This is a genomic window from Caballeronia cordobensis (assembly GCF_001544575.2).
GTDB lineage: Bacteria > Pseudomonadota > Gammaproteobacteria > Burkholderiales > Burkholderiaceae > Caballeronia > Caballeronia cordobensis.
The window spans coordinates 70,065-83,680 of the sequence record NZ_FCNY02000017.1 but is presented as its reverse complement, the minus strand read 5'-3'; the positions used below and the strand labels follow the sequence as shown (position 1 = coordinate 83,680).

13 protein-coding genes are annotated in these 13,616 nt (G+C 64.4%); 7 read left to right on the top strand and 6 right to left on the bottom strand.

Going from position 1 to position 13,616, the window contains the following annotated elements:
- The first annotated feature begins 113 nt into the window (after nucleotides 1-113).
- The 6 genes from AWB70_RS27835 (at nucleotide 114) to AWB70_RS27810 (ending at nucleotide 5,417) form a co-directional block, all read left to right on the top strand.
- Nucleotides 114-605, top strand: coding sequence for a cupin domain-containing protein (locus AWB70_RS27835; RefSeq protein ID WP_053570850.1), 492 nt, complete (start codon nucleotides 114-116; stop codon nucleotides 603-605).
- Nucleotides 606-641: 36 nt separating this feature from the next.
- Nucleotides 642-1,637: a hypothetical protein gene (locus tag AWB70_RS27830; RefSeq protein ID WP_053570849.1), complete on the top strand. Its 996-nt coding sequence runs from the start codon at nucleotides 642-644 to the stop codon at nucleotides 1,635-1,637.
- A gap of 85 nt (nucleotides 1,638-1,722) precedes the next feature.
- Nucleotides 1,723-3,186 carry an aldehyde dehydrogenase family protein gene (locus AWB70_RS27825; protein ID WP_053570848.1) on the top strand — a complete coding sequence of 488 codons (1,464 nt, stop codon included), beginning with the start codon at nucleotides 1,723-1,725 and terminating at the stop codon, nucleotides 3,184-3,186.
- A 16-nt stretch (nucleotides 3,187-3,202) separates the two neighbouring features.
- Nucleotides 3,203-4,258 carry a maleylacetate reductase gene (locus AWB70_RS27820; RefSeq protein WP_053570847.1) on the top strand — a complete coding sequence of 352 codons (1,056 nt, stop codon included), beginning with the start codon at nucleotides 3,203-3,205 and terminating at the stop codon, nucleotides 4,256-4,258.
- The gene (locus AWB70_RS27815; protein WP_053570846.1) at nucleotides 4,255-5,076 is read left to right on the top strand and encodes an intradiol ring-cleavage dioxygenase; all 822 of its coding nucleotides are present in this window, start codon (nucleotides 4,255-4,257) and stop codon (nucleotides 5,074-5,076) included. Before AWB70_RS27820 ends, AWB70_RS27815 begins: the two co-directional genes overlap by 4 nt.
- Entirely contained in the window at nucleotides 5,073-5,417 is a 345-nt protein-coding gene (locus AWB70_RS27810) for a Rieske (2Fe-2S) protein (protein WP_053570845.1), read from the top strand. The genes AWB70_RS27815 and AWB70_RS27810 overlap by 4 nt, the downstream gene beginning before the upstream one ends.
- On the opposite strand, the gene AWB70_RS27805 is transcribed toward AWB70_RS27810, so the two are convergent.
- The 5 genes from AWB70_RS27805 to AWB70_RS27785 all read right to left on the bottom strand — a co-directional run bounded on the left by AWB70_RS27805 (nucleotide 5,386) and on the right by AWB70_RS27785 (nucleotide 10,651).
- Nucleotides 5,386-6,612: a glycoside hydrolase 5 family protein gene (locus AWB70_RS27805; RefSeq protein ID WP_235024368.1), complete on the bottom strand. Its 1,227-nt coding sequence runs from the start codon at nucleotides 6,610-6,612 to the stop codon at nucleotides 5,386-5,388. The genes AWB70_RS27810 and AWB70_RS27805 overlap by 32 nt on opposite strands.
- Nucleotides 6,613-6,993: 381 nt before the next feature.
- Nucleotides 6,994-7,737 carry a FadR/GntR family transcriptional regulator gene (locus AWB70_RS27800; RefSeq protein WP_045456038.1) on the bottom strand — a complete coding sequence of 248 codons (744 nt, stop codon included), beginning with the start codon at nucleotides 7,735-7,737 and terminating at the stop codon, nucleotides 6,994-6,996.
- A gap of 18 nt (nucleotides 7,738-7,755) precedes the next feature.
- Nucleotides 7,756-8,532, bottom strand: coding sequence for an ATP-binding cassette domain-containing protein (locus AWB70_RS27795; RefSeq protein ID WP_014193851.1), 777 nt, complete (start codon nucleotides 8,530-8,532; stop codon nucleotides 7,756-7,758).
- Entirely contained in the window at nucleotides 8,532-9,542 is a 1,011-nt protein-coding gene (locus AWB70_RS27790; protein WP_053570844.1) for an ABC transporter permease, read from the bottom strand. The genes AWB70_RS27795 and AWB70_RS27790 overlap by 1 nt, the downstream gene beginning before the upstream one ends.
- A complete protein-coding gene (locus AWB70_RS27785; protein WP_053570843.1) occupies nucleotides 9,542-10,651 on the bottom strand; it encodes a sugar ABC transporter substrate-binding protein in 1,110 nt (369 codons plus the stop codon). The genes AWB70_RS27790 and AWB70_RS27785 overlap by 1 nt, the downstream gene beginning before the upstream one ends.
- A 299-nt stretch (nucleotides 10,652-10,950) precedes the next feature.
- On the opposite strand from AWB70_RS27785, the gene AWB70_RS27780 reads away from it, so the two are divergent.
- On the top strand, nucleotides 10,951-12,693 hold the full coding sequence (locus AWB70_RS27780) for an IlvD/Edd family dehydratase (protein ID WP_014193848.1): 1,743 nt from the start codon (nucleotides 10,951-10,953) through the stop codon (nucleotides 12,691-12,693).
- Between the two features lies 1 nt (nucleotide 12,694).
- On the opposite strand, the gene AWB70_RS27775 is transcribed toward AWB70_RS27780, so the two are convergent.
- A complete protein-coding gene (locus AWB70_RS27775) occupies nucleotides 12,695-13,603 on the bottom strand; it encodes a DMT family transporter (RefSeq protein WP_045456044.1) in 909 nt (302 codons plus the stop codon).
- Nucleotides 13,604-13,616 lie beyond the last annotated feature (13 nt).

The following is a 13,616-nucleotide window of genomic DNA, read 5'->3' as shown; positions in this document are numbered from 1 at the left end:
AGCACGCGACGTTCGGCAAACGCGAACCTCGATTCATTGCCTCGCGGCGCGCACCGCCCTAATCTTGATTCCAACGCGACACCGCGAAAGTGAACGCAGACACGGAGACAGACATGCAACCGACTCAACTCGGCAGCCTCGATAACTATCGCAAAGGCTCGATCGAAATCATCAAAGGCCAGGCCTCGCATTACGTGATGTCCAACGTATTCGAAGTCGCGAGCCATGCCGCGCCGTATGAAAAGGTAGTGGTCGGCAAGAACCTCAAGTACGTGATCGAAACGCTGCGCGCAGAGGGCGTGTCGCCGTGGTTCACCGCATCGCACGATGAATTCGCGGTCGCGCTCGATGGCGAAATCGACGTGCACTTCATCAAGCCGTCCGACGGCGCGCTCGTGAGCGAAGAGATCGAAGGCACGGTGAAGCTCGAAGGCGAACCTTCGGGCCAGAAGATGGGCTTCGTGCGTCTGCGCCGCGGTCATCAGGCGCTGCTGCCCGCGGGCGCGGCGTATCGCTTCGAAGCGAGAAAGACCGGCGTGCTGCTCGTGCAGACGATTCTCGGCGCGGCATCGGTCGAGAAGTGGGCCGACATCTGCATTCAGTAACGCCGCCGCGAACTCATCTTTCGGAGCAAAAACATCATGGATACCAGCACTTTCCTGCAAAGCGTCGTCGCCACCGATCCCGATGCGACCACCGGCTACCGCACCTTCAAACTGGGCGATTTCGAATTCAGCCGCGATGCCTACTTCGTTACCGTGAAGTGGCCGGCGCAAGGCCAGACGCGCTCGCATCAGATGCACGCCGACGACTTTCTGCGCGCCATGATGCGCGACGTCGCGTGGGGCTTCTTCTACGGCTGGGTCAATTTCGACGAAGTGATCGGCACGCGCAACCACTACGGCAAGGTGGACATGTACGCCGGCGCGTATAACGCGAGCTTCCGCGAGGCGGGCGTCGATTACACGCAGCAGTTCGAAACGCCGATCATCATGGCGACCTTCAAGGCGATCCTGAAGGACTGGGTGAACGAAGGCTTCGACCCGTTCGCGGCGCCCGAGGAAACCGGCTCGGCGTTCGGCGCGAAACACGGCGACAACATCGCGGCGATCGACCGCACGCGCATTGCGACCAAGCGCATGCCGGGCCTCGAAGGCGACTCGCCCCTGCGCGACGACTTCCCGGTGAATCGCCAGTTCGCGGATGTCTCGCAGGACGAGCCGGAGATTCAAGCGGAACCGGGCTTTGAAGGCCAGTTGCACGCATTCAGCCTCTTCAAGTATCTGTCGCGCTCGGACGTGACGTGGAATCCGTCGGTCACGTCCGTCTGCAAGCAAAGCCTTTTTTGCCCGACGACCGAAGAATTCGTGCTGCCGGTTTTCCACGGCAACGACCGCGTTGAGTGGTTCCTGCAACTGTCGGATCAGATCATCTGGGACGTCGCCGATAAAGACACCGGCGAGCCGCGTGCGCGCATCACGATGAACGCCGGCGATATCGCCGCGATGCCCGCCGACATTCGCCACAAGGGTTATTCGCAGAAGCGCTCGATGCTGCTCGTCTGGGAAAACGCAACGCCCGATCTGCCCAAGCGCTACGAAAGCGGCGAGTTGCCGCCGTATCCGGTCGCGCTTTAAATCCCTGTCCTTTGAATCTCGACGGCGCCTTGAACGAAGGCGTCGCGAGAGAGGCTTCGTCTTCAATCTTCGACACGAGCAAGACATGCAAACGCAACTCTTCATCGATGGCCGCTTCGTGCCCGCCCTGTCCGGCGAAACGCTCGCGACCCTGAATCCGCACGACAACAGCGTGATCGCGCAAGTGTCGATGGCGGGCCGCGAGGACATCGACCGCGCGGTGCAAGCCGCGAAAAAAGCGTTCCCGGCGTGGAGCGCAATGGCCGCCGCCGACCGCGGACGCCTGCTGCTGAAACTCGCCGATGCGATCGAAGCCAACGCCGATCAACTCGCGCGCCTCGAATCGATGGACACGGGCCACCCGATCCGCGACACGCGCAATCTCGACGTGCCGCGCACCGCCGCGACCTTCCGCTATTTCGGCGGCATGGCCGACAAGTTCGAAGGCTCGGTGATTCCGGTCGAAGCGGGCTTTCTGAACTATCTGACGCGCGAGCCGGTGGGCGTCGTCGGGCAAGTGGTGCCGTGGAATTTTCCGCTGATGTTCACGAGCTGGAAGATGGCGCCCGCGCTCGCGGCGGGCAATTGCGTCGTGATGAAGCCCGCCGAACTCACGCCGCTGTCGAGCCTCGCGATCGCCGAACTGATGGCCGAAGTCGGCTTCCCGGCGGGCGTGGTGAACGTGCTGCCGGGGCTTGGACAGGTCGCTGGGCAATACATCGCGGAGCATCCGGACATCGGCAAGGTCGCGTTCACCGGATCGACGGCGGTCGGGCGCAAGATCGTGCAGGCGTCGAGCGGCAATCTGAAGAAGGTGCAGCTCGAACTCGGCGGCAAGGGCGCGAACATCGTCTACGCGGACGCCAATCTCGCTGCCGTCGTGCAAGGCTCCGCGTTCGGCATCTTCCATAACCAGGGGCAGGCGTGCATTGCGGCATCGCGGCTGATCGTGCATGAATCCATCGCCGATGAACTGCTGGAGCGCTTCACGTCGCTCGCACGCTCGATCCGCATCGGCGATCCGCTCGATCCGTCGACGGAAATGGGGCCGCTCACGTCGCAGATGCATCGCGATCGCGTGCTGTCCTATGTCGATGTCGCGCGCGAGCAGGGCGGCCGCGTGCTCGCGGGCGGCAAGGCGCCGGACGCCGCCGCGCTCGCGAACGGCTGCTATGTCGAGCCGACCATCGTGCAGGCGAAGCCGACCGACCGCGTCGCGCAGGAAGAAGTGTTCGGCCCGTTCGTCACCGTCAGCACCTTCAAGACCGACGAGGAAGCGCTCGCCATCGCCAACGGCACCGAATACGGCCTCGGCGCGGGCCTCTGGACGCGCGATCTGCAACGCGCGCATCTCGTCGCGCGGCAATTGCACAGCGGCATGGTGTGGATCAACTGCTACAAGCGCGTGAGTCCGGGCTCGCCCTTCGGCGGCGTCGGCGCGAGCGGTTATGGCCGGGAAATGGGCTTCGAAGTGATGCGCGAATATACTCAGGCCAAGTCGGTGTGGGTGAATGTCGACGCCAATATTCCGCCTTACTATCCGCGCTAAAAGCGCATCGGGAATCATGCAATCGTTCATCTATCAGGGCATGCCGTCGCGCGTCGTGTTCGGCGCGGGCAGCATCGAACATATCGAGCGCGAGATCGAGCTGCTCGGCGCGAAGCGCGCGCTCATTCTCTCGACGCCGCCGCAGCGCGACCAGGCCGAAGCGCTCGCCGAACGCATCGGGCCGCGCGCGGCGGGCGTCTTCGCCAAAGCGGTGATGCACGTGCCGGTCGAAACCGCCCGCGAGGCGCGCGAGGTCGCCGAGCGCATCGGCGCGGATTGCGCGATCGCCATCGGCGGCGGTTCGACGACCGGTCTCGGCAAGGCGATCGCGCTGACATCGTCGCTGCCGATACTCGCCGTGCCGACCACGTATGCGGGCTCGGAGATGACGCCCATCTACGGTCTCACCGAAGCGGGCCTGAAGAGGACCGGACGCGACCCGCGCGTGCTGCCGAAAACGGTGATCTACGATGCGGAACTCACGGTATCGCTGCCCGCGTCGCTTTCGGTGACGAGCGGCATCAACGCAATCGCGCACGCGGCGGAAGGGCTCTACGCGCAGGACGCGAATCCGGTGACGAGCCTGATGGCGGAAGAGGGCATCCGCGCGCTGGCGCAGGGCATCGGCAAAGTGGTGGCGAAGCCCGGCGATCTCGATGCGCGCGGCGATTGCCTTTACGGCGCGTGGCTGTGCGGCGCGGTGCTCGGCAGCGTCGGCATGTCGCTGCATCACAAGCTGTGTCACACGCTCGGCGGCACGTTCAACCTGCCGCACGCGGAAACGCATACCATCGTATTGCCGCACGCGCTCGCCTACAACCGCGACGCCGCGCCCGATGCGATGAAGCGTATCGCCCGCGCGCTCGGCGCCGGCGATGCCGCGCAAGGCGCATTCGATCTCGCGCGGGACAACGGCGCGGCGACCGCGCTGAAGGACATCGGCATGAAGGAAAGCGAGATCGATATCGCCATCGATGTCGCGATGAAAAGCCCGTACTGGAATCCGCGGCCGGTGGAACGCGCGCCCTTGCGTGCGCTGCTCGAAGCGGCCTACGAAGGACGACGACCATGAACGAGTCTCTGACGCACAACGTCACCGAAGCCTTCGGCGCTTGCGCCGATGCGCGCACGAAGGAAATCGTCACCGCGCTCGTGCGTCATCTGCACGCGTTCGCGCGCGAAGTGAACCTCACGCACGACGAATGGCGGCAGGGCATCGAGTTTCTCACCGCCACCGGCAAGAAGTGCGACGGCATCCGGCAGGAGTTCATTCTGCTGTCGGATACGCTGGGGCTGTCGATCGTCCTCGACGATATCAACCAGCATCACGAAGAAGCCGCGACCGAAAGCAGCCTGCTCGGGCCGTTCTATCGCGATGGCGTGAAGGAATCGGGGTTTGGCGCGAACATCGCGCAAAGCGAGGGCGAGCCGGTGTTCTTTCATGGCGCGGTGCGCGATGCAACGAGCGGCAAGCCCGTCGCGAACGCGCTGATCGAGGTCTGGCAGACCGCGCCGAACGGCATGTACGAAGGACAGGACCCGGACCAGCCGGAAGGCAATCTGCGCGGCCGGTTCCGCACGAACGCGGACGGCGCCTACGCGTTCCATTCGATCAAGCCGACGAGCTATCCGATTCCAACCGATGGCCCCGTCGGCCAGATGCTCGTCGCGACCGGCCGTCATCCGATGCGTCCCGCGCACATTCACTTTCGTATCGACGCGCCCGGCTACGCGCAACTGACGACCGCGCTCTATTCCGCCGACGATCCCTACGTGAATTCGGACGCGGTGTTCGGCGTGAAGCCATCGCTCGTGATCGAGTACGCGCCGCGGGAAAACGGCTACGACGTGGCGCGCGATTTCACGCTGATCGCGAAGGAACGCGCATGAACGCGATCTGCACGCTCGACGACGTGCCCGACGGCGGCGGCCTCGAAGCCGCGCCGTCCGTGCTCGTGTTGCGCCGCGGCGGCGAAGTCTGGGCGTATCGCAATGTGTGTCCGCACTTCTCGATTCCGCTCAACTACGAGCCGGACGCGTTCTGGACCTACGAAGGCGGCCTCTTGATGTGCGCGCATCACAGCGCGATGTTCCGCTTCGAAGACGGCGTGTGCGTCGACGGGCCTTGTCTCGGCGCGAGCCTCAGGCGCATTCCGATTCGCATCGAACATGGCGCGGTGATGATCGCGCAGGAGACGCTCACATCGGATGAGCCGCGACGAAGTTCTTGAACGCGGCGTAAGCGGGCTTCGGCGTGAAGCCATCGAACTTCAGAAGGCCGAATGCGCCTTCGCCGTGAACCGGATCGTCGTCGTAAAGCTCGTAGGACTGGATCGATTCGATGTCGTACGTCGCGGCGAGCGCGACGAACTGCGCCATCATCGTGTTGCCGACGAGATACGCCGCGATCTGCTGATCCGTGCCGTAGTTCGGGCGCACGCCGAACTCGTTGATCCAGATCGGCTTGCCGAGCGCCTTCAGTTCCGCGAGCACGTTGTGGCAACCCGTGCCGCCGCACGCGTGGGTGATGTCGCCTTGCTCCGAATACCAGTGCCACGCGGTGATGTCCCAGTCCACGGCCGGATGCCCGATGCTGCCGTCCGGCTCCATGCCGGCCGCGAGCATCTTGTGGAAGCCGTAATGCAGCCACGTCCCGCCGCCCATGATGATCTTGCCCGACGTATCGACCGAGCGGATGCCTGCGATCATCCCGCGAATGACGCCGCGCAGGATGCGGAATTTCGCCATGTCGAACTGCTGCGGATAGACGCCGTCCACATTGCCGAGGAGCAGTTCCGCTTCCATCTCGTTCGTGACTTCGTAGTACGGGTAGCGGCGCGAGGTCGCCGTCTGCCGGCCGAGCGTGAAGCCCGCGTTATAGCCTTCGGTCTCGTTGTTGAAATCGCTGATGCCCATCAGCATCACCGGATACACGGTGACACCGCCCGTCGCCATGAATTGCGCGATGCCCGCGAGCTTGGTCACGGTGCCCTGGTTATACACCTCGTTGCGATAGAGCTTCGCGCCGAGATCCTGCAACTGCGCAAGCTGCAGCGCGGGGCTGGAGATATCGTAGGCGCCGCCTTCGTTATTGTGGCCGTTCACGCCGTAGAAGAGCCGTGCGGGCGGCAGCGGCGCCGTCGCGTTGCCCGCGCCGGAAGCCGGGGCCGGCGTGCTCGCGGCGGGCGACGATGCGCCGCTGCCTGCGTCGCCGGCCGGTGCGGACGCCGGGTTCGTCGTGGTTTTCGATGTCTGCGTGTCCGTGGCCGGCGTCACCGGCGACGAAGCGGCCGTGTCGGGAGCGGAGGCCGAACCGGATGCCGAACCGGACGCAGAAGCGACGCCGCTTTGCGTCGCCACGGTGGACGATGCGGCGTCGCTGCCGCCGCCGCCTCCGCCGCCGCACGCGGCGAGCAGCACGCTCATGGCCGCTGCAAGCGCGACAGCCTTGAATCGGGCAAGGCGAAAAATCGGAACGCCGGCGTGGAGAAAATCAATCATGTCGATGCGCGCTACGGAATGGTCGAAATCCATCCATGTCCACGAAGCAGGCGCACGCTCCCCGGGTCGCCCGCGCGAAAGCGGACGGACCGATGAGGGGCCTTCATCCCGCGTCGAGCGCCAGGACGTGTGGAAAGATCGTCGAAAGACCCCGGCGAGCCGGTGAAAGCGGCACGCCGGCGGAAGGAAGGGGTTAAGCGAAGACCGCGTCGATGCCGGTCTTAATAGGGTTTACGGCGAGGATGGAGAGGACTTGAGGTGCGTTCGGCAAAAGCAAACGTTACGACGGCGCGGGTTCGGACATTCTTACCCGGACCGCGGCCGGTCGGGTTCGAGCGCTGCGCCGCCGAGAATCGAGTTGGCGTCGGCGCGCGCGTTGTCGAGCTGCACGACGCTCGCCTGACGCGCGGCGAGTGCATCGCGGTTGGCGATCGCGGTGAAGATCGCCTTATGGCGCGGCAGCGAGAGCGCGTGCGTGTTCGGATGCCGGCTCGTCAGCTTGATCGATTCGGAGAGCGCGAGCGACAACATGTTGCCGATATACGCGAGCATGTCGTTGTGCGTCGCCGACATGATCGCGCGATGAAACGCCAGGTCCGGATCGAGCAGCGCGGCGGCCGTCTGCGCGCTTTCCATGCGCTCATAGGCCGCGCCGATGCGCGCGATGTCGTCGTCGGTGGCGGAGATGGCCGCGAGCGCGGCGGCGGCGGGCTCGATGATCTGCCGCACCGTCATCAGCGAGCGGAAGAACTCGCCTTCGGGAAGATGGCTGATGGTCCACACGAGCACATCGGGATCGAGCATGTGCCATTCGTCGCGCGCGCGCACGACGCTGCCCACGCGCGGCTTCGACACGACCAGCCCTTTCGCGACGAGCACGCGCGTCGCCTCGCGCAGCACCGGGCGGCTCACGCCATAGGTTTCGCACAGCGTGGGTTCGGTGGGCAGGCGCTCGCCCGGCTTGATGCCGCCGCTCACGATCCGCATGCCGAGCTCCTGCACGATGCGCCCGTGCATGCTCTTGCGCTGCTTCGGATTGCGGTAATCCATGATGCGGCCTGACGGCGTCTATTGCGCGGTCGTCGCGCGCATCGCCCGATACTCGCGCCTCACGATATCCATCAGCTCGGCGACCGACGTATTCGCGCTCTGCTGCTCGTAGGTCACGCGGCCGCGCTGCATCAGCATGATGCGATCCGCGATATCGAGCGTCTGCGCGTAGTTGTGCATGATCATGATGATCGAGAGCCCGCCTTTCTCCTTCAGGCGCATGATCAGATCGATGATGAGCGCGGCCTCGCGCGCGCCCATCGCGGCGAGCGGCTCGTCGAGCAGCAGGATCTTCGCGTTGGAATGCACCGCGCGCGCGACGGCGATCGCCTGACGCTGCCCGCCCGACAGACGCTCCACGGGCAGATCGACGGACGGCACGTGCACGCCGATATCTTCGAGCAGATGCGCGGCGCGCTCGCGCATCTGCTTGTGATCGACGAGACGGAACACGCGCGCGGGCCCGCGCCGCACGATCTCGCGGTTGAGGAACATGTTGTGATAGATCGACAGCGAATTCGCGAGCGCGAGATCCTGATACACGCATTCGATGCCGAGCGCGCGCGCATGATCGACCGACTTGAGCAGCGTTTCCTCGCCGTGCACGGAGAGCGTGCCGCTCGTCTGCTGATGAAAGCCCGTGAGGATTTTCACGAGCGTCGATTTGCCCGCGCCGTTGTCGCCGAGAATGCCGAGAATCTCGCCTTGACCGAGCGTGAACGAGACCCCGTCGAGCGCGGTCACCGCGCCGAAGCGCTTGACGATGTTGTCGCCGCGAAGAGCGAGATCGTTCATCACCGTGCTCCCTTGCGGCGAATGCGCCCGACGTGGATGTTGAAGATCATCGCCGCGAGAATCGCGCCTCCGAGAATGATGTTGAACGTGAACGCATTGATGCCGATGAGCGTGAAGCCGTCGCTCAGAATGCCGAGCACGGCCGCGCCCAGCAGCCCGCCGACGATCGTGCCCGAGCCGCCCGTGAGCGGTGTGCCGCCGATCACCGCTGCCGCGACGGCGAGGAACATGATCTGATTGCCGCCCGCCTGCGGATCGATCGACGTGATGCGAAAGCTTTCGAGCACGCCCGTGAAGCCCGCGAGCACCGCCGCCAGCACGAAATTGCCGAGCCGCAAGCGGTTCACGTGGATGCCCGCCTCGCTCGCGCCGATCGGATTCGCGCCCGCCGCCTGCGTGTGCAGGCCCCAGCGCGTGTGCCGCAGCAGCACGTGCATGACGAACGCGATCGCCACGGTCCAGATGATCTCGCTGTAGCCCCACGCGCCCATGACGGCGGCGAACTCCGGCGAGCCCGGCGTCGCGGCGGGCGTGCCGCGCGAAACCGTCAACGTGATGCCGTTGATCAGAAAGAGCGTGCCGAGCGTCGTCACGAACGAGGGCAGGCGCAGATAGACCGTCACCGCGCCGTTCACGAAGCCGATGATCGCCGCCGCGAGGAGACCGGCGATCACGGCGAGCCACATCGGCGCGCCCGCCTCGTTGGCGAAGACCATCATGAACGGTGCGAATGCGAACACCATGCCCGCCGACAGATCGATATCGCCGCCGATCATCAGCATGATTTCGCCGAACGCGATAATCGCGACCGGCGCGATGTACTGCGAGAGATTGACGAGGCTCGCGTTGCTGAGCAGAAAATCGTGGTTGAGAAACTGGAAGTACGCGCAGAGCAGCACCGCGACCAGGAGGATGCGCAACTCGGGCGCCCAGTGCGACACCCACGCCCCGCGCGGGCTTTCGACTCGCGCGGGCGCCGTTGCCTTGCTAGGTTCGTTCACCGTATTCATCAGGATTTGATCGCGCCTTTCATCGGCACGATTTGCGGCTTGGTGGTCTTGCCTTCATAACGCGTCGACGTGTTGAGATACGGCTCGACCGTGTCCTTCGTCACGAACTTGAGACCCGTGTTGATGTTCGCCGGCCCGACGAGCCCGCCCGACGCGAGGAACACGAACGCTTCCATCACCGTGTAAAAGCCCTGTACGTACGGCTGCTGGTCGATGGTGAAGTCGAGGAAGCCTTCGTGGATGAGCTGGATCGTCTGCGGCAAGAGATCGAAGCCGCCGCCATGCACGCCCTTCGAAGGCAGGTTCGATTCCTTCATCACTTGCGCGACGCCCTGCGTGCTGCCCGCATCGACGGCGAACATGCCTTTCAGGTCCTGATGGCCGAGATAGAACGATTTGATCTTCGAGAGTTCCTCGTTGACGGTCGCGCCGGTCGCCACGGTCTGAATGTCGATCTTCTTGCCGGATTTCTTGATCGCGTCGCTCGCGCCGTCGAGACGCGGCTGGATGTTCAACTGGCCCGGCGTCGCGATGAAGAGCGCGACCATGCCGCTGTCGATGAGACTCGCGATGCGCTCGCCCATCTGATAACCCGACAGATACAGGTCCTGCCCGATATACGCGAGACGCGGATTGCTCTTGCCGCGCGGGGCATCCGCGTTGTAAGCGAACACGGGAATGCCCGCGTCGAGCGCGGCCTGAATCGGCTTGTCGAACGCGTTCGGATCGACGATCGGCACGGCGATGGCGTCGGCTTTCGCGGCGATCGCCGAATTCACCGCGCGCACCATTTCGCCCGCGTCGGACGTGGCCGAGCCGGTCCACTGATAGTCCATGCCGAACATCGCGCACGCGTCCTGAATGCCGTATTGCGTCGGCACGAAGAACGGATTCGTCGTGACGTGATTGACGAAGACGATCTTCCATTTCTTGTGCTGCGGGAACGCCGCTTCGGCTGCCTGCGCGGTCGAAATCAGGCCGCCCGCGCCGCTCACCCCGCCCAAGAGCGATAGCGCCGCGCCTAGCCCCGCGCCTTGCATCAGGCCGCGCCGGCCCGAACTGATGAGGCTGTTGCCGTCTTTCGCGTCGTCATCCCGATTCTGCGCCATATCTTCCTCCGGTCTCTTCTGCGTTGGTCGAATACTGGGTTTTCACGGCACGTCACGCGCGCGCGGCTTTCATGATCGAAAAATGAAAGCGTGCGGGTGACGATGCGAGCAGTGCGAGAGGATCATTCGATAGCGCGGCGTTTTTTTAACTAGTAATTGGGATATGCGAAGCCCGCGCGCCGACTTCAATAGACAAACTATATGCAGTGTGTTTTGACGTTTCGATTAGCGTTTTCCCGGTACGTGCCCTCGATATAGTCATGCTATTTATAGGTCTTTCCCGCACAGTGAGCACAGCCATGAGCGCCCCCAAATTCAAGCTCCGCTCCGCGGCGTGGTTCGGCACCGCGGACAAGAACGGCTTCATGTACCGGAGCTGGATGAAAAATCAGGGCATTCCGGATCACGAGTTCGCGGGCAAACCGATTATCGGCATATGTAATACGTGGTCCGAACTAACGCCGTGCAATTCGCACTTTCGCAAGATCGCCGAGCACGTGAAGCGCGGCGTGTACGAGGCGGGCGGATTTCCCGTCGAGTTTCCGGTGTTCTCGAACGGCGAATCGAATCTGCGGCCCACCGCCATGTTCACGCGCAATCTCGCCAGCATGGACGTGGAAGAAGCCATACGCGGCAATCCCGTCGATGCGGTCGTGCTGCTCGTCGGCTGCGACAAGACCACGCCCGCGCTCCTGATGGGCGCGGCGAGCTGCGATGTGCCCGCGATCGCCGTCTCCGGCGGCCCGATGTTGAACGGCAAGCACGAAGGACGTGACATCGGCTCGGGCACGGTCGTGTGGCAACTCTCCGAGCAGGTGAAGGCAGGCAAGATTTCGATTCACGAGTTCATGTCGGCGGAAGCGGGCATGTCGCGTTCGACGGGCACCTGCAACACGATGGGCACCGCATCGACCATGGCGTGCATGGCCGAAGCGCTCGGCGTCACGCTGCCGCACAACGCCGCCATTCCGGCCGTCGATTCGCGCCGTTACGTGCTCGCGCATCTGTCGGGCATGCGCATCGTCGAGATGGCGCTGGAGGATCTGCGGCTCTCGAAACTGCTCACGCGCGAGGCCTTCGAGAACGCGATTCGCACGAATGCGGCCATCGGCGGATCGACGAATGCGGCGATCCATCTGAAGGCGATCGCGGGACGCATCGGCGTGAAGCTCGAACTCGACGACTGGACGCGCATCGGGCGCGGCACGCCGACGCTCGTCGATCTGCAGCCTTCCGGACGTTTCCTGATGGAAGAGTTCTACTACGCGGGCGGCTTGCCCGCCGTGCTGCGGCGGCTCGGCGAAGCGAATCTGCTGCCGCATCCCGGCGCGCTCACGGCCAATGGCCGCACGCTGTGGGAGAACGTGAAGGAAGCGCCGCTTTATAACGACGAAGTGATTCGCCCGCTCGACAAACCGCTCGTCGCCGATGGCGGATTGTGCGTGCTGCGCGGCAATCTCGCGCCGAACGGCGCGGTATTGAAGCCATCGGCGGCGACGGCCTCGCTGCTGAAACATCGCGGCCGCGCGGTCGTGTTCGAAAATTTCGACGACTACAAAGCCCGTATCGCCGATCCCGATCTCGACGTCACGAAAGACTCCGTGCTCGTCATGAAAAATTGCGGGCCGAAGGGTTATCCGGGCATGGCGGAAGTCGGCAACATGGGCTTGCCGCCGAAGCTCTTGGCGCAAGGCGTGACCGACATGGTGCGCGTGTCGGATGCGCGCATGAGCGGCACGGCGTACGGCACCGTCGTGCTGCATGTCGCGCCCGAGGCGCGCGCGGGCGGCCCGCTTGCCATCGTGCGCGACGGCGACTGGATCGAGCTCGATTGCGACAACGGCGTGTTGCGCATCGATATCGGCGATGACGAAATCCGCGCGCGCCTCGATGCATGGAACGCGGCGAAGCGCGAGATTCCCGAAGATCGCACGGGCTATCGCAAGCTGTATGTCGAGCACGTTTTACAGGCCGACGAGGGCTGCGACTTCGATTTTCTCGTCGGCTGTCGCGGCGCGGACGTGCCGAAGCATTCGCACTGAGCTACTTGCGCGGGCTCCATGTCGCGATGGCGACGCCGAGCACCGCGACGCCCATTGCCCACCATGCGGCCGCCGGCAGGACTTCGCCGAGAAAGAACCACGACAGCACTGCCGCCGCGGGCGGCACGAAGAAGAACAGCGACGCCACTTGCGAGACCTTGCCCGCGCGCGTCATCGCGAGCAGCAGGGTGATGGCGATCAGCGAGTTGCCGATCACGAGATAGGCGAGCGTGGCGATGAGCGTCGGCGTCCAGTTGACTTGCGTATGCTCGAAGGCGAGCGCCATGGGCGCGCAGAAAATCAGGCCGACGCTGTATTGCACGAGGTTCGAGGTCAGCGGATCTTGCGCCGTGCCGAGGCGCTTTTCATAGAGCATTGCGCCCGTGATGCCGATGAGCGCGCCCACCGCGAGCAACACCGGCCCGAGCGATTCGGCGTGCAGCGGCCCGCGCGCGGCGATCACGCCCGCCGCGCCCGCGAGACCGAGCAGCAGCCCGGTCCAGCGCCGCGCGCCGATCCGCTCGCCGATGAACTTCGGCGCGAGCACGCCGACGAGAATCGGCTGCAAGGACACGATCAGCGCGAGCACGGAAGTGGCGATGCCCGCCGTCATCGACAGATAGCTGAGCCCGAAGTACATCACCTGCACGAGAAAGCCGACGACGACGAGATGCAGCCACGCACGCGCATCGCGCGGCCATTGCGGACGTTTGATCGCGCATACGGCGAGCAGCACGCCGACGCTCAGCGCGAAACGTATCGACAGAAACGTGAGCGGTGATGCGTAATGCAGACCGGTCTTCGCGATGGGAAATCCCGCGGACCAGAGCATCAGGAACACGATCGGGCCGCCGACGGAAAGCCAGCGTTCGTTTCGAGCGTTCGTGTCGATGTGCGGCGCTTGCGCCATGCCAGATATCCTT

Excerpts from the sequence above, each read along its gene's own strand:
- AWB70_RS27775 (WP_045456044.1), bottom strand. The coding sequence starts at position 13,603 with ATGGCGCAAGCGCCGCACATCGACACGAACGCTCGAAACGAACGCTGG.
- AWB70_RS27780 (WP_014193848.1), top strand. The coding sequence starts at position 10,951 with ATGAGCGCCCCCAAATTCAAGCTCCGCTCCGCGGCGTGGTTCGGCACC.
- AWB70_RS27795 (WP_014193851.1), bottom strand. The coding sequence starts at position 8,532 with ATGAACGATCTCGCTCTTCGCGGCGACAACATCGTCAAGCGCTTCGGC.
- AWB70_RS27820 (WP_053570847.1), top strand. The coding sequence starts at position 3,203 with ATGCAATCGTTCATCTATCAGGGCATGCCGTCGCGCGTCGTGTTCGGC.
- AWB70_RS27830 (WP_053570849.1), top strand. The coding sequence starts at position 642 with ATGGATACCAGCACTTTCCTGCAAAGCGTCGTCGCCACCGATCCCGAT.
- AWB70_RS27790 (WP_053570844.1), bottom strand. The coding sequence starts at position 9,542 with ATGAATACGGTGAACGAACCTAGCAAGGCAACGGCGCCCGCGCGAGTC.
- AWB70_RS27800 (WP_045456038.1), bottom strand. The coding sequence starts at position 7,737 with ATGGATTACCGCAATCCGAAGCAGCGCAAGAGCATGCACGGGCGCATC.
- AWB70_RS27810 (WP_053570845.1), top strand. The coding sequence starts at position 5,073 with ATGAACGCGATCTGCACGCTCGACGACGTGCCCGACGGCGGCGGCCTC.
- AWB70_RS27805 (WP_235024368.1), bottom strand. The coding sequence starts at position 6,612 with ATGAGCGTGCTGCTCGCCGCGTGCGGCGGCGGAGGCGGCGGCGGCAGC.
- AWB70_RS27825 (WP_053570848.1), top strand. The coding sequence starts at position 1,723 with ATGCAAACGCAACTCTTCATCGATGGCCGCTTCGTGCCCGCCCTGTCC.
- AWB70_RS27815 (WP_053570846.1), top strand. The coding sequence starts at position 4,255 with ATGAACGAGTCTCTGACGCACAACGTCACCGAAGCCTTCGGCGCTTGC.
- AWB70_RS27835 (WP_053570850.1), top strand. The coding sequence starts at position 114 with ATGCAACCGACTCAACTCGGCAGCCTCGATAACTATCGCAAAGGCTCG.
- AWB70_RS27785 (WP_053570843.1), bottom strand. The coding sequence starts at position 10,651 with ATGGCGCAGAATCGGGATGACGACGCGAAAGACGGCAACAGCCTCATC.